At 61.0% G+C, this 22966-nt stretch carries 26 protein-coding genes; 7 read left to right on the plus strand and 19 right to left on the minus strand.

The genetic code is table 11. From position 1 onward, the window contains the following. Nucleotides 1-13 precede the first annotated feature (13 nt). Nucleotides 14-949, minus strand: a complete 936-nt coding sequence (locus tag MKK04_RS12380) for a LysR family transcriptional regulator (RefSeq protein ID WP_233694174.1) — start codon at nucleotides 947-949, stop codon at nucleotides 14-16. A gap of 118 nt (nucleotides 950-1067) precedes the next feature. On the opposite strand from MKK04_RS12380, the gene MKK04_RS12385 reads away from it, so the two are divergent. Together MKK04_RS12385 and MKK04_RS12390 are read left to right on the plus strand one after the other, a co-directional pair. Next, nucleotides 1068-1931 carry a type 1 glutamine amidotransferase domain-containing protein gene (locus tag MKK04_RS12385; RefSeq protein WP_241106696.1) on the plus strand — a complete coding sequence of 288 codons (864 nt, stop codon included), beginning with the start codon at nucleotides 1068-1070 and terminating at the stop codon, nucleotides 1929-1931. A 119-nt stretch (nucleotides 1932-2050) separates the two neighbouring features. Then, on the plus strand, nucleotides 2051-3097 hold the full coding sequence (locus MKK04_RS12390) for a class I SAM-dependent methyltransferase (RefSeq protein ID WP_241106697.1): 1047 nt from the start codon (nucleotides 2051-2053) through the stop codon (nucleotides 3095-3097). Nucleotides 3098-3239: 142 nt separating this feature from the next. On the opposite strand, the gene MKK04_RS12395 is transcribed toward MKK04_RS12390, so the two are convergent. From MKK04_RS12395 to yghU, 6 genes are all read right to left on the minus strand, one after another. Continuing rightward, nucleotides 3240-4484 carry a saccharopine dehydrogenase family protein gene (locus MKK04_RS12395; protein WP_021782415.1) on the minus strand — a complete coding sequence of 415 codons (1245 nt, stop codon included), beginning with the start codon at nucleotides 4482-4484 and terminating at the stop codon, nucleotides 3240-3242. A gap of 31 nt (nucleotides 4485-4515) precedes the next feature. After that, nucleotides 4516-5613, minus strand: coding sequence for a carboxynorspermidine decarboxylase (locus tag MKK04_RS12400; protein ID WP_063914814.1), 1098 nt, complete (start codon nucleotides 5611-5613; stop codon nucleotides 4516-4518). Nucleotides 5614-5956: 343 nt separating this feature from the next. Next, nucleotides 5957-6874: a pyridoxal-phosphate dependent enzyme gene (locus MKK04_RS12405; RefSeq protein WP_207834935.1), complete on the minus strand. Its 918-nt coding sequence runs from the start codon at nucleotides 6872-6874 to the stop codon at nucleotides 5957-5959. Continuing rightward, nucleotides 6871-7545, minus strand: a complete 675-nt coding sequence (locus MKK04_RS12410) for a helix-turn-helix transcriptional regulator (protein WP_063914812.1) — start codon at nucleotides 7543-7545, stop codon at nucleotides 6871-6873. The genes MKK04_RS12405 and MKK04_RS12410 overlap by 4 nt, the downstream gene beginning before the upstream one ends. A gap of 184 nt (nucleotides 7546-7729) precedes the next feature. Next, nucleotides 7730-9433, minus strand: a complete 1704-nt coding sequence (locus tag MKK04_RS12415; RefSeq protein WP_063914811.1) for an amidase — start codon at nucleotides 9431-9433, stop codon at nucleotides 7730-7732. A gap of 266 nt (nucleotides 9434-9699) precedes the next feature. Further along, nucleotides 9700-10542: a glutathione-dependent disulfide-bond oxidoreductase gene (gene yghU, locus MKK04_RS12420; protein ID WP_233687403.1), complete on the minus strand. Its 843-nt coding sequence runs from the start codon at nucleotides 10540-10542 to the stop codon at nucleotides 9700-9702. Between the two features lie 200 nt (nucleotides 10543-10742). On the opposite strand from yghU, the gene MKK04_RS12425 reads away from it, so the two are divergent. Beyond that, complete coding sequence (locus MKK04_RS12425) at nucleotides 10743-11789, plus strand: alpha/beta hydrolase family protein (protein ID WP_241106698.1); 1047 nt, start codon at nucleotides 10743-10745, stop codon at nucleotides 11787-11789. Here MKK04_RS12425 and MKK04_RS12430 read toward each other — a convergent pair. From MKK04_RS12430 to MKK04_RS12460, 7 genes are all read right to left on the minus strand, one after another. Further along, complete coding sequence (locus tag MKK04_RS12430; RefSeq protein ID WP_207834913.1) at nucleotides 11751-12944, minus strand: MFS transporter; 1194 nt, start codon at nucleotides 12942-12944, stop codon at nucleotides 11751-11753. The genes MKK04_RS12425 and MKK04_RS12430 overlap by 39 nt on opposite strands. Nucleotides 12945-13191: 247 nt before the next feature. After that, entirely contained in the window at nucleotides 13192-14778 is a 1587-nt protein-coding gene (locus tag MKK04_RS12435) for an ABC-F family ATPase (RefSeq protein ID WP_075045122.1), read from the minus strand. Between the two features lie 35 nt (nucleotides 14779-14813). Next, entirely contained in the window at nucleotides 14814-15932 is a 1119-nt protein-coding gene (locus MKK04_RS12440; RefSeq protein WP_241106804.1) for a tyrosine-type recombinase/integrase, read from the minus strand. Then, a complete protein-coding gene (locus tag MKK04_RS12445; RefSeq protein ID WP_241106699.1) occupies nucleotides 15833-16165 on the minus strand; it encodes a hypothetical protein in 333 nt (110 codons plus the stop codon). The genes MKK04_RS12440 and MKK04_RS12445 overlap by 100 nt, the downstream gene beginning before the upstream one ends. A 29-nt stretch (nucleotides 16166-16194) precedes the next feature. After that, nucleotides 16195-16590 (minus strand): phage protein NinX family protein, encoded by a 396-nt coding sequence (locus MKK04_RS12450; RefSeq protein WP_241106700.1) that lies wholly within the window; start codon nucleotides 16588-16590, stop codon nucleotides 16195-16197. Beyond that, nucleotides 16587-16895, minus strand: a complete 309-nt coding sequence (locus MKK04_RS12455) for a hypothetical protein (RefSeq protein ID WP_108479838.1) — start codon at nucleotides 16893-16895, stop codon at nucleotides 16587-16589. Before MKK04_RS12455 ends, MKK04_RS12450 begins: the two co-directional genes overlap by 4 nt. Continuing rightward, the gene (locus tag MKK04_RS12460; protein ID WP_241106701.1) at nucleotides 16892-17170 is read right to left on the minus strand and encodes a hypothetical protein; all 279 of its coding nucleotides are present in this window, start codon (nucleotides 17168-17170) and stop codon (nucleotides 16892-16894) included. The genes MKK04_RS12455 and MKK04_RS12460 overlap by 4 nt, the downstream gene beginning before the upstream one ends. Nucleotides 17171-17292: 122 nt before the next feature. Between MKK04_RS12460 and MKK04_RS12465 the strand changes: the two genes are divergently transcribed. Continuing rightward, entirely contained in the window at nucleotides 17293-17520 is a 228-nt protein-coding gene (locus tag MKK04_RS12465) for a hypothetical protein (RefSeq protein ID WP_241106702.1), read from the plus strand. A gap of 162 nt (nucleotides 17521-17682) precedes the next feature. Further along, on the plus strand, nucleotides 17683-17907 hold the full coding sequence (locus MKK04_RS12470; protein WP_207833689.1) for a hypothetical protein: 225 nt from the start codon (nucleotides 17683-17685) through the stop codon (nucleotides 17905-17907). Here the strand turns inward: MKK04_RS12470 and MKK04_RS12475 are convergent. After that, a complete protein-coding gene (locus tag MKK04_RS12475) occupies nucleotides 17895-18359 on the minus strand; it encodes a hypothetical protein (protein ID WP_241106703.1) in 465 nt (154 codons plus the stop codon). The two genes, MKK04_RS12470 and MKK04_RS12475, sit on opposite strands and share 13 nt — an antisense overlap. A 174-nt stretch (nucleotides 18360-18533) precedes the next feature. Here MKK04_RS12475 and MKK04_RS12480 point away from each other — a divergent pair, with 174 nt between their 5' ends. Continuing rightward, entirely contained in the window at nucleotides 18534-19334 is an 801-nt protein-coding gene (locus MKK04_RS12480) for an HNH endonuclease (protein ID WP_241106704.1), read from the plus strand. On the opposite strand, the gene MKK04_RS12485 is transcribed toward MKK04_RS12480, so the two are convergent. After that, nucleotides 19306-20256 (minus strand): DNA cytosine methyltransferase, encoded by a 951-nt coding sequence (locus tag MKK04_RS12485; protein WP_241106705.1) that lies wholly within the window; start codon nucleotides 20254-20256, stop codon nucleotides 19306-19308. The genes MKK04_RS12480 and MKK04_RS12485 overlap by 29 nt on opposite strands. Nucleotides 20257-20328: 72 nt before the next feature. Between MKK04_RS12485 and MKK04_RS12490 the strand changes: the two genes are divergently transcribed. Continuing rightward, nucleotides 20329-21579: a hypothetical protein gene (locus MKK04_RS12490; protein ID WP_241106706.1), complete on the plus strand. Its 1251-nt coding sequence runs from the start codon at nucleotides 20329-20331 to the stop codon at nucleotides 21577-21579. Between the two features lie 242 nt (nucleotides 21580-21821). Here MKK04_RS12490 and MKK04_RS12495 read toward each other — a convergent pair whose 3' ends face one another. From MKK04_RS12495 to MKK04_RS12505, 3 genes are all read right to left on the minus strand, one after another. After that, entirely contained in the window at nucleotides 21822-22091 is a 270-nt protein-coding gene (locus MKK04_RS12495; protein ID WP_241106707.1) for a hypothetical protein, read from the minus strand. Nucleotides 22092-22109: 18 nt separating this feature from the next. Beyond that, on the minus strand, nucleotides 22110-22493 hold the full coding sequence (locus MKK04_RS12500; RefSeq protein WP_241106708.1) for a response regulator transcription factor: 384 nt from the start codon (nucleotides 22491-22493) through the stop codon (nucleotides 22110-22112). A 139-nt stretch (nucleotides 22494-22632) separates the two neighbouring features. After that, nucleotides 22633-22938 carry a hypothetical protein gene (locus MKK04_RS12505; protein ID WP_241106709.1) on the minus strand — a complete coding sequence of 102 codons (306 nt, stop codon included), beginning with the start codon at nucleotides 22936-22938 and terminating at the stop codon, nucleotides 22633-22635. Nucleotides 22939-22966 lie beyond the last annotated feature (28 nt).

The following is a 22966-nucleotide window of genomic DNA, read 5'->3' on the forward strand; positions in this document are numbered from 1 at the left end:
GTCACATTGTTGTTTAGAAATTGTTACTTGCGCCGGCCGCTGCCTCCTGGGCTACGCGCCAAAGCTGTTGGCGGAACCAGCGCCGCAAAGGATCGGCATGGGTGCGTTCGTGCCAGATCTGCATCACCTCGACTGCTGGCAGTGTCAGCGGCAGCGGGTACATGAGCAGGTCGTCATCACGCTCGGTGGCTTCGATGGCCAGCGAGCGAAGGCAGGTGAGCAGCAGGTTGGTACCGCGCAGCAGGCGCGTGGGTGCTACGAAGCTCGACAGGCCTGCCACGACCCGGCGTTGCATTCCTTGGCCGCGCAAGGCGCGGTCGACCAGGCCATCGAGGTCGCCGGTGAGGGTAGTGAGCAGGTGGTCGCTGGCGAGGAAGGTATCGAGGTCCAGGCCTTTGTCCAGGCCTGGATGGCTGCGCGAGGCCAGCACCACGAAGTGTTCGGTGAGCAGGCGCTGTTGGTGGAAGGTTTCTGGCAGGTCGGTGTAGAACCCGGCAACGGCCAGGTCACAGGTGCCTTTCTCCAGTTCTTCGCGAGGTAGCTGGCCACGGGTGTTGTGGGTGACCAGGGTCAGGTTCGGTGCCTGGCTGCGCAGGATCGGCAGCAGCCTGGGCAACAGCGTCTGTTCTACATAGTCGGTGCTGTACAGGTGCAGGTGGGCAGGGCGGGCGAGGAAATCCTGCCCTTCGCAGCGCTCATAGAATCCCTCCAGACCCACCACCAGGCGTTCTACCTCGGGCGCCAGTTCGTGGGCGCGCGGAGTCGGGGTCAGGCCCCTGGGTGCGCGGACGAACAGGGGGTCACCAAACTGATGACGCAGCTTGTTGAGCTTGTGGCTGAGCGCGGGCTGGCTCAGCGCCATGCGCTGGGCGGCAAGGGTGGCGTTGCGTTCCTGATACAGCACATGGAACAGGTACAGCAGGTTGAGGTCCTTGCTGGTGATATTCATTTTCTGGATCACAGGCATGCGAGCTTTCGAATTATCGAATCATAGCCTTGCCATTAGCATGAATGCATCCCGCCAACGTGAGCGGAAGGCCCTATTTGCCAGATCAGGAGATTGTTGCATGACCAAGATGTCCCGGCTTGCCTTGGCTGTTGCCGGCACCCTGCTTGCCGCCGGTGCCCTTGCCGCACCCAAGGGTGAAGTGCTGGTGCTGTTGTCCAGCGAGCACCAGCTGCCACTGCAGGACGGCAAGCGCTACGCCACCGGCTACTACCTCAACGAATTCGGCGTGCCTGCCGACCAGTTGCTCAAGGCTGGTTACAAGCTGGTGCTGGTTACCCCCAAGGGTAATGCCCCGCGCGTGGACCAGCGTTCGATCGACCCAAGCTACTTTGCCGGTGATGCAGCGGAGATGCGCCGGATCGAGAAGGTCGTGCAAGGCCTGCCGGGCATTGACGATACCCTGTCGGTGAAAGAAGTCCTGGCAGGTGACCTGGGGCGCTATGCCGGGCTGTTCATCCCCGGCGGCCATGCGCCGTTGATCGACCTGGCCAACAACCCGGACGTGGGCGCCTTGCTGCGGCATTTCCACCAGGCTGGCAAGCCCACAGCCGCCATCTGCCACGGCCCCATCGCCTTGCTCTCGGCCCAGCAGGATCCGGCAAGCTACCAGTCGGCGCTGGCACGTGGTGAAAAGCCGGCAGCCAAAGACTGGTTGTACAAGGGCTACAAGATGACCATTTTCTCCGACCCGGAGGAGCAGGTGTTCGAGGGATCGCTCAAGGACCAGCGGCTGTTGTTCTACCCGGCCAATGCCATGGCAATGGCAGGGGGCGACATGGGCTACGCCAAGGCCTGGCAACCCAATGTGGTGGTAGACCGCGAACTGATCACCGGGCAGAACCCGTTCTCGGACAAGGCGCTGGCCAAGGTGCTACTGGAAAAGTTGGCTGGGCAGGCAAAGCCTTCTGATCAGGGCATCTAGACTTACAAGTGGCCTGCGTTGGGCAACGCTCGGCAGGCCCACACCATTCAATCGACCACCGCCTCCCCGGAGCGAATGTCCCTCGCTGGCGATGGCCTTCTTGCAGAGGAGGGCAGGTCATGGACGAGGCAAGGCTTCACGACTTCATGGGCAAGCTGGTGGGCGACATGGGCGCTGCGGCGACCTTGGCCAACGTGATTCTTGGCGATGAGCTGGGGTTGTATCGGGCCATGGCCGACAGCCAGCCGACCACCCCCGAGGCGCTGGCGGAAAAGACCGGCTGCCACCCGCGGCTGGTGCGCGAATGGCTCAGCGCCCAGGCCGCCTCGGGTTACATGGTGCATGACAAGGGCCGTTTCGTGTTGCCCGAAGAGCAGGCCATGGCCCTGGCGCTGGAGGATTCCCCGGCCTACATGGCCGGTGGTGCGGCGGTGGTGGCAGCGCTGTTCCATGACAAGGACAAGTTGGTCGCGGCCATGCGCGGCGACGGCGGGCTGGCCTGGGGCGACCACCACCCCTGCATGTTCAGCGGCACCGAACGGTTCTTCCGGCCGGGCTACCGCACCTTCCTGGTGGCCGAATGGTTGCCGGCACTGGAGGGCGTGGTGGCCAAGTTGCAGGCGGGCGCCAAGGTGGCGGATGTGGGCTGTGGGCATGGTGCTTCCACGCTGGTCATGGCCCAGGCGTTTCCGGCATCCACCTTCGTTGGCTACGACTACCACGGGCCTTCCATCGCCACCGCCAACGAGCGTGCGCGCGAGGCGGGGTCGGCGGGACGGGTGAGCTTCCAGCAGGCCAGCGCCAAGGACTACCCGGGGCATGACCATGACCTGGTGTGCTTCTTCGATTGCCTGCACGACATGGGCGACCCGGTGGGGGCTGCGAAGCATGCTTACCGCGCGTTGAAGGCCGACGGCACGGTGATGCTGGTGGAGCCTTACGCCGAGGATTCGCTGGAGGGCAACCTGACACCGGTTGGGCGCTTGTTCTATGCGGCATCGACGTTTATCTGCACGCCGAATTCGTTGTCGCAGGAGGTGGGGCTGGGGCTGGGCGCGCAGGCCGGGGAAGCACGGTTGCGGGCGGTGTTCGAGGAGGCGGGGTTCAGCCGGTTCCGGCGGGCGACGCAGACGTCGTTCAACCTGATCCTGGAGGCTCGGAAATAGAGGTAAGCCTGTGCCGGCCCTTTCGCGGGTAAACCCGCTCCCACAGGCATTTCACAGGTCTGTAGGAGCGGGTTTACCCGCGAAGAGGCCGGGCCTGCAAAAACAGAAGGGGCGCCTTGATGGCGCCCCTCTGTCTTGCTGCTTAGGCTTCAGCGTCCCAGGGACGATCACCTTTTTCATCCTTGACGCGGGTCGGCAGGCCCATTACGTCCAGCGCCTTGAGGAACGGCTCGGCTGGCAGCTCCTCGACGTTGACCATGCGCTTGGCATCCCACTCGCCACGGGCAACCAGCAGGGCGGCAGCCACTGGCGGTACCCCGGCGGTGTAGGAAATGCCCTGGCTGTCGGTCTCGGCGTAGGCTTCTTCGTGGTCGGCCACGTTGTAGATGAACACTTCGCGCGGCTGGCCATCCTTGGTGCCCTTGACCAGGTCACCGATGCAGGTCTTGCCGGTGTAGCCCGGGGCCAGCGAGGCTGGGTCCGGCAGCACGGCCTTGACCACTTTCAGCGGTACCACTTCCAGGCCTTCGGCGGTTTTCACCGGTTGCTCGGAGAGCAGGCCCAGGTTCTTCAGCACGGTGAACACATTGATGTAGTGCTCGCCGAAGCTCATCCAGAAACGCACGTTCGGTACGTTGAGGTTCTTCGAAATCGAGTGAACTTCGTCGTGGCCGGTCAGGTACAGGTTCTGCGAACCTACCACCGGCAGGTCGTCGGTACGCTTGACCTCGAACATGGTGTTGCTGGTCCACTGGCTGTTCTGCCAGCTCCACACTTGCCCGGTGAACTCGCGGAAGTTGATTTCCGGGTCGAAGTTGGTGGCGAAGTACTTGCCATGCGAACCGGCATTGACGTCGAGGATGTCGATCGAGTCAATGCTGTCGAAATACTGTTGCTGCGCCAGCTTGGCGTAGCTGTTCACCACACCCGGGTCGAAACCGACGCCGAGAATGGCGGTAATGTTCTTTGCCTGGCACTCTTCGAGGTGTTTCCACTCGTAGTTGCCGTACCACGGCGGGGTCTCGCAGATCTTGCCCGGCTCTTCGTGGATGGCGGTGTCCAGATAGGCGGCACCGGTATCGATGCAGGCACGCAGCACCGACATGTTGAGGAAGGCGGAACCAACGTTGATCACGATCTGCGATTCGGTCTCGCGGATCAGCGCCTTGGTTGCCTCGACATCCAGGGCATTGAGCGAGAAGGCCTGGATGTCTGCGGGTACCTTGAGGCTACCCTTGGCCTTGACGCTGTCGATGATGGCCTGGCATTTGGAGATGTTCCGTGACGCAATAGCGATACGACCCAGTTCGTCGTTATGCTGCGCGCACTTGTGGGCCACCACCTTGGCGACACCTCCTGCACCAATGATAAGAACGTTCTTCTTCAATTTGTCACTTGCTCCTTACTGAAAGCCGGTCTTACGACAGGCTGGAAACGTAGTCTTCGAAACCGAACTCGCGCACCACTTCGACGCTGCCGTCGAGTTGCTTGACCACGATGGATGGCATTTTCAGACCGTTGAACCAGTTTTTCTTGACCATGGTGTAACCCGCCGCGTCGACGAACGACAGGCGATCACCGATGGCCAGCGGACGATCGAATTGGTACTCGCCGAAGATGTCACCGGCCAGGCACGACTTGCCGCAGACCATGTAGGTATGCGCGCCGTCGTTGGGGGCCATCTTGGCGTTGAGGCGGTAGATCAGCAGGTCGAGCATGTGTGCTTCGATCGAGCTGTCGACCACGGCCAGGTGCTTGCCGTTGTACAGGGTATCGAGCACGGTCACTTCCAGCGAAGCGCTGTTGGTGATGGCCGCTTCGCCCGGCTCCAGGTACACCTGCACGCCGTACTTTTCCGAGAAGGCTTTCAGGCGCGCACAGAAGGCGTCCAGCGCGTAGTCCTCACCGGTGAAGTGGATGCCGCCACCGAGGCTGACCCACTCGACCTTGTGCAGCAGGTGCCCGAAGCGTTCTTCGATGTGCGTGAGCATCTTGTCGAACAGGCCGAAGTCGCCGTTCTCACAGTTGTTGTGGAACATGAAGCCGGAGATCTGCTCGATCACCTGTTCGACCTTGGCCGGGTCCCATTCGCCCAGGCGGCTGAACGGGCGGGCCGGGTCGGCCAGCAGGTAGTCGGAGCTGCTGACCTGCGGGTTGACGCGCAGGCCGCGGACCTTGCCTTCGGACTGAGCGGCAAAGCGTTGCAGTTGGCCGATCGAGTTGAAGATGATCTTGTCGCAGTTCTCGAGCATTTCCTCGACCTCGTCGTCGGCCCAGGCCACGCTGTAGGCGTGGGTTTCGCCGGCGAATTTCTGGCGGCCGAGCTTGAGCTCGTACAGCGACGAAGAGGTGGTGCCGTCCATGTATTGTTGCATCAGGTCGAAGACCGACCAGGTGGCAAAGCACTTGAGGGCGAGCAGCGCCTTGGCACCGGAGTGTTCGCGCACGTAGGCGATCTTCTCCATGTTGCCCAGCAGCTTGGTTTTATCGATGAGGTAGTACGGCGTCTTGATCATTTAAAGGCCCCCGGCCAGGCCGGCCAAAAAAAGGACACGCATTGTGCCTTCACTTGCCGCAGACCGAAAGGGTGGGTTACGCATTTCGTCGTGGTTGACGCCGTTGCGAGGGGATTTTTCCGGTTGCGGCGGGCTTAGTAGAACAGCGGCATGTGACTATCGTAATCAGCAACCGTGTGTCTCAAGGAGAATCCGATGAGCGTTGGATTGGATGGCACCGGCTTCGCCGGTGTTCGCGGGCTTGCCCGCTCCCACAGGAACCGCGTCAGCTTACACAACCCTTGATGCCAATACAGTACTTGTGGGAGCGGGTTTACCCGCGAGGAGGCCGGTACAGGTAACCTCAATCAACCTGCTTCAACCACGCCTGGATCTGCTCCAGCGTGGCGGTAGCCCCGCCACAAACCACCACCAGCACATTCTGGTACTGCGCCAGGGCGCCTGGTGCATAGGCCAGTGCCAACGCCGCCCCACAGGCAGGTTCCACCAGCACGCGATGGTCTCGCAGGAACCGCTCGCAGGCTTCCAGGGCAGCGCGGTCACTGACCAGATGGCTGTGCACCGGATGCTGCTGCACGCACACCAGCGCCTGGTCAGCCACACGCTTGGCCCCCAGCGACGTCGCCACCGAGGCAATACGTTCCAGCTCCACCGAATGCCCCGCCTGGATGGCCGCATGCAGCGATGCCGCGCCTTCGGTTTCCACTGCCAGCACCGGCACATCGCCCCAGCCGTTGCGCTGCAGCCCCTCGACCACGCCACTGAGCAAACCGCCACCGCCGACCGACAACACAACGGCATCCGGCTTCACGCCGGCCTCGGCGACTTCATCCACCAGGCTGGCATGCCCGGCCCACAGCAGCGGATCGTCGAATGGGTGGATGAAGGCGTCATCCGGGCCGACCAGGGTCTGCGCCAGGGCGTTGGCTTCTTGCCAGGAGCTGCCATGCACCACTACCTGTGCGTCCTCCAGGCGCAGCAGTTCCTTGGCCCGCTCAGTGGTGGTCTCGGGCACCACCACGGTCACTGGTACGCCCAGCTTGCGCCCGGCATAGGCCACTGCCAGGCCCGCGTTGCCGCCCGAGGAAGACACGAAATGCCGCGCGCCACGGGCATGGTGCACCTCGCAGGCGTGGCCTACGCCGCGCAACTTGAACGAGCCGCAGGGCTGCAGGGCCTCGAGCTTGAGCCAGACGTTGCGGCCAGCGGCCAGCGAAAGCGGCCGGGATTCGATCAGGGGGGTATGAATATGCAAGGTCATTGGCTGGCTCCGCGCAGTTGCTCAAGGTAGTTGTAAACGGTGTAGCGGGTCACGCCAAGGGCGCTGGCGGCCTTTTCCACGCCGCCCTTGACGATGAACAGGCCACGCTCCTGCATCACTCGTACGGCCTCGACCTTGGCCTGCTTGTTCATCCGCCCTTGGCCGCTGCGCTGCAGGGATGCCTGGATTATCTCGCTCATCAGCAGTTCCATGTCGGCGGGTTCACTGACGGCAGGCGCCGCCCCCAGCGGCTGGAACTGCTGGAGAAAACTCATGGCGGCGTCGAGGCCGGTGACGTCGGTGTTGACACAGAGGCTGGCGAAGGGGTGCCCGCTGCGGTCGCGGAAGATCGCCGTGGCGCTGCGCAGGGTGCGGCCCTTGAGGGTGGTAGGGTAGTCGGGCAGCACTACCGGCGTGCAGCCGTGCTGGTCGGCCGACGCCTGCATCAGTGCCTTGAAACCTTGGTCCTGTTCCGGGGCGGCGAGGATCGGGCTACCGACGCTGCGGCCGGAAAGGTGGCCGTTGACGATCGCCACCACGGAGTGTTCCGGGTGGTCGAGGTCGTGCAAAAGGATTTCCATGTTGCGCGCGGCAACGCTGCCCAGGGCCTGGATGGCGGCCTTGAGGACGGTGAGGGTGAGCTGGCGTTCTTCGCTGGGGGTGATAGGCATGGCAGATCGCAAAATCAACGTTTTGTGTATTTTTACACATGAAGTTGAATTTTGCGATTTGCTTTTTCAGGTCCATTCGCGGGTAAACCCGCTCCCACAGGTTCACCACAGGTCTGCAGGCCTGTGGTGTCCCTGTGGGAGCGGGTTTACCCGCGAATGGGCCGCAAAGCAGCCCCTTCAGGCCTCAGCTCAGGGCCGGGGTACGCGGCGGGATCATCCGCCGCGACCCGGTTGCCTCAAAGGCTGCACCGAAGCTAAGCAGCGCATTGTCGCTGTAAGCCCGGCCCGCAAAGGTCAACCCCACTGGCATGCCGATATCGGCCATCACGCCCATCGGCACAGTCACGGTCGGCACCCCCAGGTGACGGATCGCCAGGTTGCCGTTGGCCACCCAGATTCCGTTGCTCCAGGCGATGTCGGCCGATACCGGGTTGACGTCGGAGTCAGCCGGGGCCACATCGGCCACGGTGGGGAACAGCACCGCATCCAGGCCCAGCTTGTCCATCCAGTCTTCCAGGTCCATCTTGCGGGTCTGCTCCAGACCGCGCAGGCCGTCGGGCAGGGTCTCGATCTGGTCCCAGGTCTTCAGGCCACGCTTGGCCATGTTGACGTATTCGTCCATGCCGGCAGCCAGGTCGTCCTCACGGTTGGGCAGGGTGCCCGGGTCGTGGGGGAAAATCTGCGGCCCGTCGACGTCGGCCAGGCGGTTGAGCCTGGGGTCACCATTGGCGCGCAGGAAGTCGTCAAAGGCCCAACCCGACAGCTCCCACAGTTCGTCATGCAGGAACTCCTTGCTGACGATGCCGCGGTTGTACACCGTCGGCGCGCCCGGGCGATCACCTTCGCAGTTCGACACCAGCGGGAAGTCCACTTCCAGCACTTCGGCACCGGCCGCTTCCAGTGCCTGCCGGGCCTGCTGCCACAGGTCGATCACCGTGGCGCGGGTGTTGATGCGCTGGCCGGTCGGGCCGCCAATGCCAGGCTTTTCGGAAGTACCGGCTTCGGCATCGGCATTGATGTACATGCGCGGCACGCCAAAGCGCTTGCCCTTGAGCGCGCTGGCATCAACGGCCAGGTCCAGGTACGAAGCCGGGCGCACCGTCGAAGCCGCCGGGATGGGCACCCAGGGTTGCAGGCGCCACAGGTCGCCACGCTTGTCGGCGTCGTCAGCTACGACTACATCGAGAATTTCCAGCAGGTCGGCCATGGTGCGGGCATAGGGCACCACCACGTCCATGGTCGGTGTGAGCGGCCAGTTGCCACGCACCGAAATCACCCCGCGCGACGGGGTATAGGCGCACAGGCCGTTGTTGGACGCCGGGCCGCGGCCGCTGGACCAGGTTTCTTCGGCCAGGCCGAAGGCACTGAAGCTGGCGGCGGTGGCGGTGCCGGCACCGTTGGACGAGCCCGAGGCGAACGGTGCGGTCAGGTAGTTGGCGTTGTACGGACTTTCGGCGCGGCCATATACGCCGCGCTGCATGCCGCCGTTGGCCATGGGCGGCATGTTGGTCTTGCCCAGGCACACGGCGCCGGCGGCGCGCAGGCGTTCGATGGTGAAGGCGTCGCGCTGGGCCACCAGGTCCTTGAAGGCCGGGCTGCCCGATGCAGCGGTCAGGCCTTTGACCAGATAGCTGTCCTTGGCGGTGTAAGGGATGCCGTCCAATGGGCTCAGGACCTGGCCTTTGGCACGACGGGCGTCGGAGGCCTCTGCTTCTTTCAGTGCCTCGGGGTTGCGTACCACTACGGCGTTCAGGGCAGTGGCGGTGTCGGCGCCATCGTAGGCGTCGATGCGTGCCAGGTAGGCCTGGACCAGCTCGACCGCCGTCGTGCGACCCGATTCGAGCGCGTCGCGCAGCTCGGCAATGGAAACCTCGGTTACCTCGATCATGCGTTCACCAAAAAAATGTGCAGGTGGGGGCTAATGCGAGGAGTGTACAAGAAGGGCTTGCCGGGCGCAGGTTTGCGCGGGGGCAAATGGTTTTTTGCAGGCGGGCATTGTCGGGGCCTTCCCAAGCACTGCACGGACCTTGTGGGAGCGGCCTTGCGTCGCGAAAGGGCCGCAGAGCGGCCCCGGCGATTTCACAGTGATACGAAGACCCTGGGGGCGCTTTGCGCCCCTTTCGCGACGCAAGGCCGCTCCCACAAGGGGGCGCGTCAACCGTCCAGGTCTGCTGCCGCATGCCGCTCCGGCACCTGGCTGGCTTCATCCCCCCAGGTCCGGTTCACCCGGGTGCCGCGCTGTACCGCCGGGCGCAAGGCAATCTCCTCGGCCCAGCGCTGCACATGTCGGTACTCGTCCACCGCCAGGAACTCCGCCGCGCCATACAGGTTGCCGCGCACCAGCTGGCCATACCACGGCCACACGGCGATGTCGGCGATGCTGTATTCCTCGCCGCCCAGGTAGCGGCTTTCGGCCAGGCGCCGGTCGAGCACATCCAGCTGGCGCTTGGCTTCCATGGTGAAACGGTTGATGGCGTACTCGAACTTTTCCGGCGCATACACATAGAAGTGGCCAAAGCCACCGCCCAGGTAAGGCGCCGCCCCCATCTGCCAGAACAGCCAGTTCAGGCTCTCGGTGCGTGCAGCTGGCGCTTTCGGCAGCAAGGCGCCGAATTTTTCTGCCAGGTACAGCAGGATCGAACCCGACTCGAACACCCGCACCGGCGGCTCGACGCTGCGGTCGAGCAGGGCGGGGATTTTCGAGTTGGGGTTGACCTGGACGAAGCCGCTGGAGAACTGCTCGCCCTCGCCAATGCGGATCAGCCAGGCATCATATTCGGCACCCTGGTGGCCCAGCGCGAGCAGCTCTTCGAGGGCGATGGTGACCTTGACGCCATTGGGCGTGGCCAGGGAGTACAGCTGCAGCGGGTGCTTGCCCAGCGGCAGGTCCTTGTCGTGGGTCGGGCCGGCAACCGGGCGGTTGATGCTGGCGAACTGGCCGCCGGACGCTGCGTCGTTGCGCCAGACCTTGGGTGGTACGTAGGCGGGCTTGCTCATGCATGAATCTCCTTCAATGGCGCGAAACGGTCACGTAAGAACGTGGGTCTGCATCTATGCCACGGGTTCGACGAATAGCGCAAATGCATAGGGTGCGAGCGTGAAGTGCATGACTTCGGTTTCATCCAGGTTTCATCCGGCGCAGGCCAGGCCGGTTCTATGCTGGGCTATCTCTTCGCCCTGCAAGGAACCGCCGGCCGATGACTCTTGCACGCTGCGTGTTGGCGCTGGCCTTGCTCGGCGGCCTGCTGGCCCACGCCGAGGCCGCGCCCTGGGTTGCCGGCCTGCACTACATGACCCTGGCCGACCCGGTCGACGCCCGGCCCATGCAGGCGCTGGCGTTCTACCCGGCCATTGGCAAAACCCGCACCAGCCGCATCGATGGCTACCCGGTCAACGTGACTGAAGAGGCGCCGGTAGCGTTGGGCCAGTTCCCGTTGCTGGTGCTGTCCCACGGCAACACTGGCAGCCCGCTGGCCTTGCACTACCTGGCGACGTCGCTGGCGCGCCAGGGCTTTATCGTGGTGGCGGTGGTACACCCCGGGGACAACGCCCGCGACCACAGTCGCCTGGGCACCCTGAGCAACCTGTATGGCCGGCCGCTGCAAGTCAGTGCCGCCATCACGGCCGCTCGCGCTGATGCCTTGCTGGGGCCCTACCTGAACGACGGCAAGGTGGGGGTGATCGGCTACTCGGCCGGTGGCGAAACCGCTTTGATTCTCTCCGGCGCGCGCCCTGACCTGGACCGCCTGCGCCAGTATTGCCTGGAGCGCCCGAATGACGGCGACGCCTGCAAGACCCACGGCGTACTGATTGCTGATCGCAGCGAGCTGGCGCCCGAGGCCGACCAGCGGGTGGGGGCGGTGATGCTGATGGCACCGTTGAGCCTGCTGTTCGGGCGCCATGCCCTGGCCGGGGTGCAGGTGCCGGCACTGATCTACAGTGGCGACAGCGACCAGTTGGTGGCTGTGGACCGTAACGCCGAAGCCCTGGCCCGCAAGCTGCCGGTTACACCGGACTACCGCCTGTTGGCCGGCGCCGGGCACTTCGTGTTCATGGCCCATTGCGATGCCGAGCAATACGTGCGGATGCCGGCGCTGTGCAAGGACGCCGAAGGCGTGGACCGCCGTCATATCCATCATTCACTGCAGCGTGAAACCGCGGCGTTCTTCAGCCAGGCGCTGGGCGCGCCGCAGCCGGCCGAGCGTTCAGCCGCGACCAGCGCGCCGCGCCAGCAACAGCGTTAGGCCGACACCGGCCAGGGCGAGCAGGGCCGCCACACAGAAGATCGAGGCATAGCCCAGGTGCACGGCCACCGCGCCCATCACCGGCCCGGCGATGGCCAGGGCGATGTCGAAGAACACCGCGTAGGCGCCCAGCCCTGCGCCACGACTGCTGCTAGGCACCTGCTTGATCGCCTCCACCCCCAGCGCCGGGTATACCAGCGACAGCCCGAACCCAGTAAGCCCGGCACCGATCAGCGCCCACGATGGCGACGGTGCCAGCCACAGCAGGCTCAGGCCGAGCACTTCAGTGGCCATGCACGTGACTGCGACGTTGTAGCCGCCAAAACGGTTGACTGCGTTGACGAACAGCAGCCGCGAAATGATGAAGCACACGCCAAAGGCACTCAGGCACCAGGCCGCGCCCACCCAGCCGCGCTCCAGGTAATACAGGGTGACGAAGGTGGTCAGGGTGCCGTAGCCGATAGAAGCCAGGGTCAGGCCCAGGCCGCACGGTGCGACGCGGCCGAAGGCCGACCAGAAGGGCAGGCGCTCGCCGCGCACCACCACCGCGTCTGGCCGCCTGCGCAGCACCAGCAGGGCCGATACCGCCAGCACCAGCAATGCCGGCCCCAGCACGCTGAAGCCCAGCCCGTCCACGGCCAGTACGCCCAACGGTGCGCCGATGGCGATGGCGCCATAGGAGGCGATACCGTTCCAGGAAATCACTCTGGCGGTGTGCTCGGGCCCGACCTGGCTGATACCCCAGCTCAGCGTGGCCACGCCGATCAGCCCTTGGGCGATGCCCAGCAGCAAGCGCCCGCCGAGCAACAGCGCCAGGCTCAGCAGCGGTAGCGTCAGGGTCCAGGCCGATAGCAGGGTCAACGCCCCGCAGCCGGCAATCCCCAGCAAGCCGAAGCGAATGGCCCGCTTGCCCCCCAAGGTATCCGCCACGCGCCCGGCAAACGGGCGGCTGAGCAGGGTGGCCAGGTATTGCAGGCCAATGGTCAGCCCGGCGACCACCGCGCCATAGCCCAACTGGTCGTGCACATGGCTGGGCAGCACGGCGATGGGCAGGCCGATGCAGAGGAAGGCAATGAAGGTGTAGAAAACGATCGACAGGATCTGCAGGGTGATTTGCAGCGTGTTGCTGGCGGGGACGGGCTGTTGCGCGGTCATGGGCTCGTTCGCGGGCGGGCGGTTGGGCGTGGTCCCATCATGGCCGTTGCGTGAAGGAAATGAAAGCAGGCTAACGAATTATTCGTCGGGCAGTGCCAGACTGTGGGATTGACGGTGGATTGTTCGCGGGTGAACCCGCTCCCACAGGATTTGCATAGGCCTCAAATGCTACGCAGTCCCTGTGGGAGCGGGTTTACCCGCGAAGAGGTCGGCCCTGCCATACAACATGGCCAGGCCGCCCTGTCAATCAGACCAGTACGCCCTGGCTACGCAGGTAATCGTCGTAGGTACCGCTGAAGTCCACCACGCCATCAGCCGACAGCTCGATGATGCGCGTGGCCAGCGACGACACGAACTCACGGTCGTGGCTGACGAACAGCAGGGTGCCCGGGTAGTTTTCCAGCGCCAGGTTCAGCGCCTCGATCGATTCCATGTCCAGGTGGTTGGTCGGCTCGTCCATCACCAGTACGTTCGGCTTCTGCAGGATCAGCTTGCCGAACAGCATGCGGCCTTGCTCACCACCGGAAATCACCTTCACCGACTTGAGGATCTCGTCGTTGGAGAACAGCATGCGCCCGAGGGTGCCGCGGATCACCTGTTCGCCGGAGGTCCACTGGCCCATCCAGTCGAACAAGGTCATGTCGTCTTCGAAGTCGTGGGCGTGGTCCTGGGCGTAGTAGCCCACTTCGGCGCTGTCGGTCCACTTCACTTCACCCTTGTCCGGGGTCATTTCACCGACCAGGGTGCGCAGCAGGGTGGTCTTGCCGATACCGTTGGGGCCGATGATCGCCACGCGCTCGCCAGCTTCGATGGTGAAGCCCAGGTCCTTGAACAGCACCTTGTCGTCGAAGGCCTTGGCCATTTTCTCGACGGTAACGGCCTGGCGGTGCAGCTTCTTGGTCTGTTCAAAGCGGATGAACGGGCTCACCCGGCTCGACGGCTTGACCTCGGCCAACTGGATCTTGTCGATCTGCTTGGCCCGCGAGGTGGCCTGCTTGGCCTTGGAGGCGTTGGCCGAGAAGCGGCTGACGAAGGTCTGCAGTTCAGCGATCTGGGCTTTCTTCTTGGCGTTGTCCGACAGCAGTTGCTCGCGGGCCTGGGTGGCAGCGGTCATGTACTCGTCGTAGTTGCCCGGGAACACGCGCAGCTCGCCGTAGTCCAGGTCGGCCATGTGGGTGCAGACACTGTTGAGGAAGTGCCGGTCGTGGGAAATGATCACCATGGTGCTGTTACGCGCGGTGAGGATGGTTTCCAGCCAGCGGATGGTGTTGATGTCCAGGTGGTTGGTCGGCTCGTCGAGCAGCAGCACGTCCGGGTCCGAGAACAGCGCCTGGGCCAGCAGCACGCGCAGCTTCCAGCCCGGTGCCACTTCGCTCATCGGGCCGAAGTGCTGTTCCAGCGGAATACCCAGGCCCAGCAGCAGTTCACCGGCGCGGGATTCGGCGGTGTAGCCGTCCATCTCGGCGAATTCGGTTTCCAGCTCGGCGACGGCCATGCCGTCTTCCTCGGTCATTTCCGGCAGCGAGTAGATGCGGTCACGCTCGGCCTTGACCTTCCACAGCTGGCCGTGGCCCATGATCACCGTGTCGATCACGGTGAATTCCTCGTAGGCGAACTGGTCCTGGCGCAGTTTGCCCAGGCGAGTGTTTGGCTCGAGCATGACCTGGCCACCGGACGGCTCCAGGTCACCGCCGAGGATCTTCATGAAGGTCGACTTGCCGCAACCGTTGGCGCCGATAAGGCCGTAGCGGTTGCCGTTGTTGAATTTGACGGAAACGTTTTCGAACAGAGGCTTGGAGCCGAACTGCATGGTGATGTTGGCGGTGGAGATCAAAGGGCTTACCTATCAGTCACTTACAGAGCTGGCTTTCAAGCTGATACCGATTTGATACCAATTTTGAGTTTTTCCAGCTCGCTCCAGTCGGAGCTTGAGTTGAGCCAACGGGCATACGTCGACAGCAGCATTTGGACGCTGTGACCCAGCTGTTGGGCGATAAATGCGGGGTTGAGGCCGGACATTAAGCATATTGTCGCATAGGTGTGCCGGCAGTTATATGGGGGACGACGCCGAATGCCCAGCTCATTCAGCACCGGTACCCACTGTTTGTGCAGATCGGAGGTCTGTTTCACGTGCTCGGCGTTCTTCGACGGAGGGAACAAGAATGGTGTTTCGGTCACCGCTCCCTTCCCATGCCGGCGGCGGTCCGCGTATTCTCTGGCGAACTGGATCGCGCGCAAGGCCCGGTCATTCAGCAGCACGAAGCGATCCCTGCCTGTTTTCGTCCTTTCCTCCACCTCGCCCAAGGCGACGGTCCTCTTTACGTGCACAGTCCTCTTTTCCATATCGATCACATCCCAGCGCACTGCCAAGGCCTCCGACAAGCGGAGGCCGGTGAAGAACATGAACTCGAACAGCGCGGCATAGATGAGGCTCGGCCAATGCTTGTGTTCGTAGAGCTTGTCGATGATGGTGTTGGCTTCAGCCAAGGTGAACGGGTCGATCTCCTTACGCGACCGCTTCGGCAACTCAATCACCTCGGCGGGGTTCTTGGTCAGCAGACCTTCCCGGGTTGCCGCAGCCAGGATCGTCGACAGCCTCGTAATCGCGTTGCGCTTCACGTTCGCTGAAGTCCATTCTGTTTCTGTGATGACGCGGCGGAGTAGGGTGGTAGTGATAAGGTCAATACGGACCATGGCCAGGCGGGGTACCCAATACAGGTTCAGGGCGCTTTTGTAGTTGTTGTGCGTTCCCTGAGTAATTTCGCGGCTGTCCAACCAGAGTTGGGCGTACTCCCCGAACGTCGGCTTACCGCCGACGGCGGCCTGTGAGCTGGGGAACATTTCGGCATACTTGTCCTGGTCAAGGAGTCCGAGTTTGTTAAGGCTAGTTACCTGATCGCGAAGGCTGGATGCAGCTTTGATGCCTTTCTGTGTCGGGGGATAGGGGAGCGTTTCGCATCGACGTACACCGTCCCATGTGAAGCGAATGCGGAGGGAGTTGCGGAAGATTTCGACCCCTCTGGGTAGATCCATTGGCTTTCCAGCCATTCGTCGTATCTCCTTTTGCTGTAAATGATGCGGCCGCCATGCTTCATCCAGACGCCTTCAGGAATGATGCCTCGCAGGCGGCGGTGCTCAAGAGAGCGTTTGGTGCAGCCGAGTAGGTCGGCCATGCGTTGTTCGGTGACCTTGTCGATATCACCGGTGCTTTCGGTTTCCATGGGATGGTCTCCACGCCTCCGTTCCGGAATCATGGCATCAGCTCCTTCGGCACTTGTATGGAATCGCCGAGCTTGTGGTTGACGAGACCCCGGCAGAATGCGACCAGGGCTGTGGGGCCGTAGCACCAGACCCCGGCTCCGGCCGGGCCACCGGCGTAACCCAGATGGGCAGGCAGCCCGGGAATGTGCTGAGCGGTGCCGCTGTGCTTGTCGATCAGTTGGCCGCCGTGCTCCCAGTTTGATGAGGGCCTGAATCCGTAGCCCATCTCGACGCCGCGGATGCTGATGCTGGTAGGGTCTTCTTCGTTGAGCCAAACATTTGTCAGACGCTCGGGATCTGACTCAAATCCTTCGGCCATGGCCACAGCCCAGTCCAGCGGCGCGCCGACCAGGTTGGATACCCTCACTTCGATCAGGTCGGTCATGGCGCTACCTGCTTGGTCTTGGCCGCTCTGGCGCGCTCGATGTTGCCGAACTTGCTCTTGCGCTGGATATCCTTGAAGTTGCGGCAACCGGACATGAACAGGGTGGAAGTCAGGTCTTTACGGCTCCTGCCAACTTCCATTATCCCTTTCACACCGTGGCGGCAGAGCACATAGGCACTCTTGTATTCGCCGCTTCGCAGCATGGTTGTGTAGAACGCCAGGCGCATTGCCATGCGCCAACTGTCACTGTCGTCAGACGGGCGCATGCGGCGGGTGTAAAGCTGACCTTTACGATACTTGCTCACAGCTGATACCTCTCATCAATCCAGCGCCCAGGCGCCAGAGCGGGTGTAGGTTCGGGTTGGGTTTCGTGCGGGGAGAGCTGGCGCTCGTTGCCGGCCTGCAGCTGGCTGTCGGGGATGCAGCTGATGCCTACCCCATTCAGCAGGTAGCAGGTGACGCCGCGCTGGCTGTCGTGCTGTACGTCGATGACGTTCTCTTGGGGCTGTGGTGCTGCGCTGGCGCCGGTGGCCAGCAGCAGGAGGCAGAGGGCGAGGCGAGGCTTGATTTCTTCAGGCATGAAGTTGTCCTGCCGACTTCTCGGCGCTGGGGTAGAAAAATGGGATTTCTTGGAGGCGGTGAGGTCAACCGGGAGAGCCGTCGACGCTGATAGCTCAGCTATCCACCAGAGAGGTGAGCTAAATGCCCAGCGCAAAGGAAAGCCGTTACCAGGCTTATCTGCTTCTCAGAGAGCTCGATGCTCAAATTGCTGCCACGATGAACCAGATCGCCTATGGGCGAATGAATGGGATCGAATGGGAAAAGACCTGCAAAGCCCACCGAATCGCATTCGATGAGTGGATCAAATTCGCCGATATACGGGCCGCTGAAGGAAAAGATTCAGCTTCAGAAAGCCTTAACGACGACTGACTGGCCGATGGCTATCGACACTTCTCCTCGCCGCGATATCGCGGCAGTGAATAGAGGGGAGAGGGGTTCCAGCGGGATGGAGTACAAATGTGCTCTTTCGTGTTTTGCGTTTCCGACTGCTCAGGCAGGGACTAGACTTAGCGTCCCAACCGGAGAGCAGCCATGACCACAGAACGGGTTATGCATTTGGAGCAAGCGCTGGCGGCCGTGTTTGCTGCGGCAGAGCAACAGGGGCTTGATCCAATTCAGCTTCGCCGTCAGGCCATAGGTGGCCTTATAGGCAATGCGTCGTGGCGCTGGGTTGCCCCCGAGCATGTACCTGGCGCAATCGCTGAGATCGAGGGCGCGTTGTTTCTGGTGGATCCGGAGCCTGTTCAGGCCAGCTGAAGGCTGTCGGGTGTTGCCCTCAAGGCTGCGCGGGCAATGGAGCCGTCTTCAACGAACCAAGCCTCGGAGTCATGCCACAGCACATTCGCTGGCTCGCCGCTTGCGTTGTCCCAGTCGCTGCCAATGTCCTGTGCGAAATGGTCCCGGTCGGCGTAGAACTTCAGCGCTTCTCGTAGCCGCTGAACCTCGCCGGTATCGGTCATTGGGCCCAAGCCAATCACCGGCAGGTTCATCTCTGCCGCATCCCTCTCTGCCTCTTCTTTGGTCCACCAGAAGGCAGTACCAACCATCCAGGCTATAGGCTCGGGGTGGGGCTGCGGTTCTGGATGCGTTTCGCGGTAGCCAGCCAGGAACAGCAGGTAGTCGCTGTGGGTGCGCGGGTCTTCGAAGCCAGTGCTTTCCTTGCGCAGCTCCGCCTCGCCCAGGCCGAGCGGCTTGAGCCTGATGAACACATCGCGTGGGTCGGTGTTGCTGAATCGCTTTTCTGCGGGCAGGGGAGACCTGTGAGTGCTGGCTTTGGGCCATGATTTTAGGTAGCGTTGTGGGACAAGCGCAGGGTGACCTTGCGCATTTTTAAAGACTAATTTTTCGGCTAAGCAATATCGCCATAGGAGGGCAATAGCAAAGTGAATTTTACCGATTTGTTAAATATGCCAGATGGAACTGAGATCTCGAAAAGGTCGCTCTTTGATTTGATTCAGCTCTCCAAAGTGCCCGGATCCGCCCACTGGTCCGGAGAGTCTTCGATAATTAATAATACCCCTCAGCAAGGTATTAATTGGGTAGGTGAGATTCCTGCGCTTAGTGGCGTGTTGGTCAAGGTTCGTTCTGGTAGTTATAAGCATGACGGATGGATCGGTGCAGGAAGGGAGCTATATCGCTACTCGTTGAAAGCGCGCAAGGGTGTTATATCTCTAGCAGAAAAAGCCAATCGTGCTTTGCTCAATCAGCCAGATTTTGGCTATCCGGTACTTTTGTATAGTGAGCAGAGAACTAATTGGATATTTGAAGGAGTTTTCGGAGTAAATGAATGTGCGGACGAGTATGTGGTGCTTGGACGTCGCGCCCCTGCGTCAGATTTTATCGATAAACCTACCCAAAGCTTTTTGGAGGGTGGCAAAAAATTTGTTAACCACTTGGTGTCTGAACGCAATGCTCAAGTGGTGAAACTGCTGAAGGCAAATGGCTCGTGCTTGTGCGAAATATGCCAGGAAGATTTTCAGGAAAAATACGGCATCCCGTACATCGAGGCTCACCATAAGATTCCAGTATCAAATCTAGCGTCAGAAGTAGCAGTGACGCTGGAAGACCTTGCCCTGTTATGTTCGAATTGCCATTCAGCAGTGCATTCCTATATGCGCGAAGGTCTGCAAAATTATGATGAGATAAAGGCTGTAATCATGGGGATACTGACGTCAAAGACTTGATCAGTCTATCGCCTATCCATCGCACAATTGCAACTGGTTTACTGTTGCCCAAAGCTTTGTATCTGTGGGCGGCTGGGCAGTCTAGCGCGCTATGGCCGTTCCAAGGTATTGCGGTGTAATTGTCCGGAAATCCTTGGCATCGCTCCCATTCGACTGGTGTGGTTCTGCGCACGCCTCCGGACTCCAGTACATATGCCTCTCGGTCATCGAGAGCGCCTCCCCCTTGAGCCGTGAGAGTAGGATGAAGTGCGAACTTCTCCGGCCGTCCCGGCGGGCTATCCCGGCGAGGGCCTTCACGCTCAAAAAGTACTTCGAGGGGATCGAACCCTGTTCGAGCACTTGCGACAACGAACACACGGCGGCGTCGTTGGGCCAGGCCGAAATATTGGGCATCCAGAACCCGCCATGCGACTGTTCGCGTGGGTCCATACACACAACCAGCGTCCTTCCATTTGCCCCCTGGCGGTTGGAGTTCTTCGGATTCGCCCACCAGGGCGCCGAGGAAGCAGCCAAACGCGTTGCCTTTGTCGGAGAGGACGCCGGGGACGTTTTCCCACAGGCAGACGGCCTCGGGCTCGCCTCGCATGGCTCGAACATGGTCAATTGCATCGAACAGCTCCACGTATTTTATGGTGAGGGCGCCGCGGGGATCGGCCAGACCTTCGCGCATGCCTGCAACGCTGAAGGCCTGGCAAGGGGTTCCGCCGACGAGAACATCGGGCGCCGAGATCTTCCCGGACAGCACCATGGCTGCCAGGCGGGTCATATCGCCGTGGTTCGGTGTCTCGGGGTAGTGGTAGGCCAGCACGGCACATGGGAATGGCTCGATCTCCGCGTACCAGTCGGCACGCCAGCCCAGCGGGTGCCAGGCTACGGTCGCAGCTTCAATGCCGCTGCAGACGCTTCCGTAAGTGATGGGCATAGTGGCTCCTGGCCGGTATTATTCTGGGGGGCCCATGCTGCGGGACATTCAATTGGGAAAAGGAATTATCTGATGGGTGCGGTCAATGGGAACAAGTCCCAAGTTTATTTTACTGATCCAGATAGGAGGAGCGTAATCCAAAAAATACTGAATCATTTCAGGGGGCGTACAGTTAGTGAGGGTCTTGAGCCTTTGACACCATTGCAGAATTTTGTATGGCGTAGCTTGGGCTTCTTTGATACGTATTGTGTTCAGATTGATAGTAGTTGCAGTTACGCAATTGCGACGTATGGTACGAATCTTGATGTGGCGTTGGATGCTTCGGATGTTGAGGTAGAGCGCGATATTGAGACCTTGGCGGCGCTTTGTTATCTGTTTGTCTGTGAAGCTCAGTTAGTGCTGCTGAACGGAATACCAGATGATGTTATGGCTTTCATGGGAGAGGTCGAGCTTTATCAGTTCTCAATACCGAAAAATACGATTCTTGTGCGTTTTGCACGAAATGAAATGGTTGTGAAAATTTTAAGGGGTTATATTCACAAGCCAGAGATGAAGGCCGTAGTAGATTTGCCTACCTTGCTGAAACGAGGTGAGGAATTCACAAGTCAACTTAAGTCGGATATTGACAAGAAGAGAGGCGAAGTTGAGGGGCTCCGGGATAATTTACTTGAGTACGAGCAGGCGTTCAATTTTGTTGGCTTGAATCGCGCCTTTCGTAGTATGCGAAAACTGAAAATTGCAGAGTCTACGAAGACATTTCGTCTTCTATGCCTTATCGCGGTGTTGATGATTCTCCCATTGACTATTAAGGTTTTTGCAATCGCTTTCGCAGTGGGGCAAGTCGATCAGCCGCTCACTGAAAGTGCCATACTTGCTCCTGTTCCTGTAGCGCCAGCCCAATCCACTGGCGAGATATCGTCGGTCACTACTAATAAACAGGGAAGTAATCAAGAGGCGGAAGTCTCGAGTAAAAAGCAAATTCTCGAAGAAAGATCAGTACAGTACTTCAAGGAAGTGATGAATGTTCTTGTGATGGTTGGTCTGGAGCTCTTGCTGTTGTATTTTTTTAAGGTGTGTTTGCAAAGCTATAGATCAGTAAAGTCGCAGTTGCTTCAGTTGGATCTTAGGATTGCTCTTTGCCAGTTCATACTCAAATACTCAGATCTCTCGCATAAGCTGCGGTCGCAGAGTGGGTCTGTTGAAACTTTAGTGAGATTCGAACAAGTTATTTTTAGTGGCATTGTTAGTGGTGAAAGCGATATACCGTCGACATTCGATGGGCTTGATCAAGTTGTAAAGCTCTTGGAGAAAATTAAACCCTAAATATTTCCATGAAATGGCGTCATGTATAACTAGAAAGTTGGGGGCGACAGACTAGCCGCATAGGACGGGTCAGATCGTCCGCCCGTGCTGGATGTCGCTCATCGCGTCGACGACGTGGCACGCATACCTGCTTGAGGTTCCTCCAGTTGACCAGCACCTTTTGGCCGCTGGGGTCGATGTTCACCACTGGGGCCTGCATGTGCGCTCAAGCTCGGCCGCCATGTTGTGCGGTTTGCACTTGCTCATTGCCGAGGGCCTGCCTTGCTCGCCGCCCCGGCCTCGCAGGCGTCGACGAAGCGCATCGCGGCACGGTAGCTGAAAGTGAAGCCCTGGACGGCGCCAGTGGTGATCTCGACCACATCCCACGTGCCAGCCTTGCCTAAAGCCTGATAGCGGGGAGCTGGCTGGCCAACCTTGACGTGAGCCTCGGTCCTCACTGATTTGCTGCGCTCGAGCAGTGCCGCGAGCACGGCAAGCTTCTGCTTGAAAGCAGGGTGCATTGCTGTCTGCATGCGGTAATCCTTGGTGGGTCAGGCGTAATATTCGAAGGCCTCGGCCTTGCGAACTATTCGAACTTGGGCGGTGCGGCGCTCCGGCACGCGGCGGTCGCGGCGCATTGGGTCGTTGTCGTCGATCACCGCGTGCATGCTGATGAGCGCGGCCAGGGCGATGCAGAGTGGGCTGATGATCTGTTGACGCATGGCCTTGGTAACCGCCTCGATGCGGCGTCCAGCCTCCAGCTTGAATAGCGCGGCCTCGATGCGATTGGCCACGGTGCCGGGGCTTACCGCCATCTCGCGGGCGATTTCTTTGGTGGTGAGGCCTTGGGCGACCCACAGCAGTGCTTCGAGCTCACGGGGAGCCAGCGCCTTGCCAAGCTGGCCAATCCATGAGCCGCAAGTGATCGTTTCCATGAAGAGTCCTCGGTCGGCTGCATTGGTCGTGACGCTCGCTGCCGCTACCTTCTGGGCCAGGGGAGGGCGAACGCCACGACCGATGCAGCCTAGTGATGGGGAACCAGGTGATCGGGCCTTCTTTCCGGCTGTCAGGGAATCAAATAACTGCGGTAAGCGAGCGGGTGCCATCGGCGTGCTGTGTGGTGATGTTCATGCCGATGTGATGTGGCGCGCTTCGTTGAATCGCCACGGCGGCCTTGCTGAAGCGCTCATCGAAAGCGCCCTCACCATCAGGCAGATGAGAGGTGCAGGTCAGGCGGGAACAGTCTTCGCCGTTCGGGCCTTCACCATCGTGGGCGATATTGAAGCTGGCGATCATTGCAATGCCGTGCTTACGGCAAACGCCGATGAGGTTCTGCATCAGCGGGCTGATTTGCTCGTCGTAGATTTCTTCTTTGTTCACGTTGATGTCCTCGGGTTGATTTCCCGTC

Origin of the sequence: Pseudomonas sp. LS.1a, assembly GCF_022533585.1 — a bacterium.
Taxonomy (GTDB): domain Bacteria; phylum Pseudomonadota; class Gammaproteobacteria; order Pseudomonadales; family Pseudomonadaceae; genus Aquipseudomonas.

Coding starts and splice junctions, on each gene's coding strand:
- MKK04_RS12380 (WP_233694174.1), bottom strand. CDS start 949: ATGAATATCACCAGCAAGGACCTCAACCTGCTGTACCTGTTCCATGTG.
- MKK04_RS12385 (WP_241106696.1), top strand. CDS start 1,068: ATGACCAAGATGTCCCGGCTTGCCTTGGCTGTTGCCGGCACCCTGCTT.
- MKK04_RS12390 (WP_241106697.1), top strand. CDS start 2,051: ATGGACGAGGCAAGGCTTCACGACTTCATGGGCAAGCTGGTGGGCGAC.
- MKK04_RS12400 (WP_063914814.1), bottom strand. CDS start 5,613: ATGATCAAGACGCCGTACTACCTCATCGATAAAACCAAGCTGCTGGGC.
- MKK04_RS12405 (WP_207834935.1), bottom strand. CDS start 6,874: ATGACCTTGCATATTCATACCCCCCTGATCGAATCCCGGCCGCTTTCG.
- MKK04_RS12410 (WP_063914812.1), bottom strand. CDS start 7,545: ATGCCTATCACCCCCAGCGAAGAACGCCAGCTCACCCTCACCGTCCTC.
- MKK04_RS12415 (WP_063914811.1), bottom strand. CDS start 9,433: ATGATCGAGGTAACCGAGGTTTCCATTGCCGAGCTGCGCGACGCGCTC.
- yghU (WP_233687403.1), bottom strand. CDS start 10,542: ATGAGCAAGCCCGCCTACGTACCACCCAAGGTCTGGCGCAACGACGCA.
- MKK04_RS12425 (WP_241106698.1), top strand. CDS start 10,743: ATGACTCTTGCACGCTGCGTGTTGGCGCTGGCCTTGCTCGGCGGCCTG.
- MKK04_RS12430 (WP_207834913.1), bottom strand. CDS start 12,944: ATGACCGCGCAACAGCCCGTCCCCGCCAGCAACACGCTGCAAATCACC.
- MKK04_RS12445 (WP_241106699.1), bottom strand. CDS start 16,165: ATGGAAACCGAAAGCACCGGTGATATCGACAAGGTCACCGAACAACGC.
- MKK04_RS12450 (WP_241106700.1), bottom strand. CDS start 16,590: ATGACCGACCTGATCGAAGTGAGGGTATCCAACCTGGTCGGCGCGCCG.
- MKK04_RS12460 (WP_241106701.1), bottom strand. CDS start 17,170: ATGCCTGAAGAAATCAAGCCTCGCCTCGCCCTCTGCCTCCTGCTGCTG.
- MKK04_RS12465 (WP_241106702.1), top strand. CDS start 17,293: ATGCCCAGCGCAAAGGAAAGCCGTTACCAGGCTTATCTGCTTCTCAGA.
- MKK04_RS12470 (WP_207833689.1), top strand. CDS start 17,683: ATGACCACAGAACGGGTTATGCATTTGGAGCAAGCGCTGGCGGCCGTG.
- MKK04_RS12485 (WP_241106705.1), bottom strand. CDS start 20,256: ATGCCCATCACTTACGGAAGCGTCTGCAGCGGCATTGAAGCTGCGACC.
- MKK04_RS12490 (WP_241106706.1), top strand. CDS start 20,329: ATGGGTGCGGTCAATGGGAACAAGTCCCAAGTTTATTTTACTGATCCA.
- MKK04_RS12495 (WP_241106707.1), bottom strand. CDS start 22,091: ATGCAGACAGCAATGCACCCTGCTTTCAAGCAGAAGCTTGCCGTGCTC.
- MKK04_RS12500 (WP_241106708.1), bottom strand. CDS start 22,493: ATGGAAACGATCACTTGCGGCTCATGGATTGGCCAGCTTGGCAAGGCG.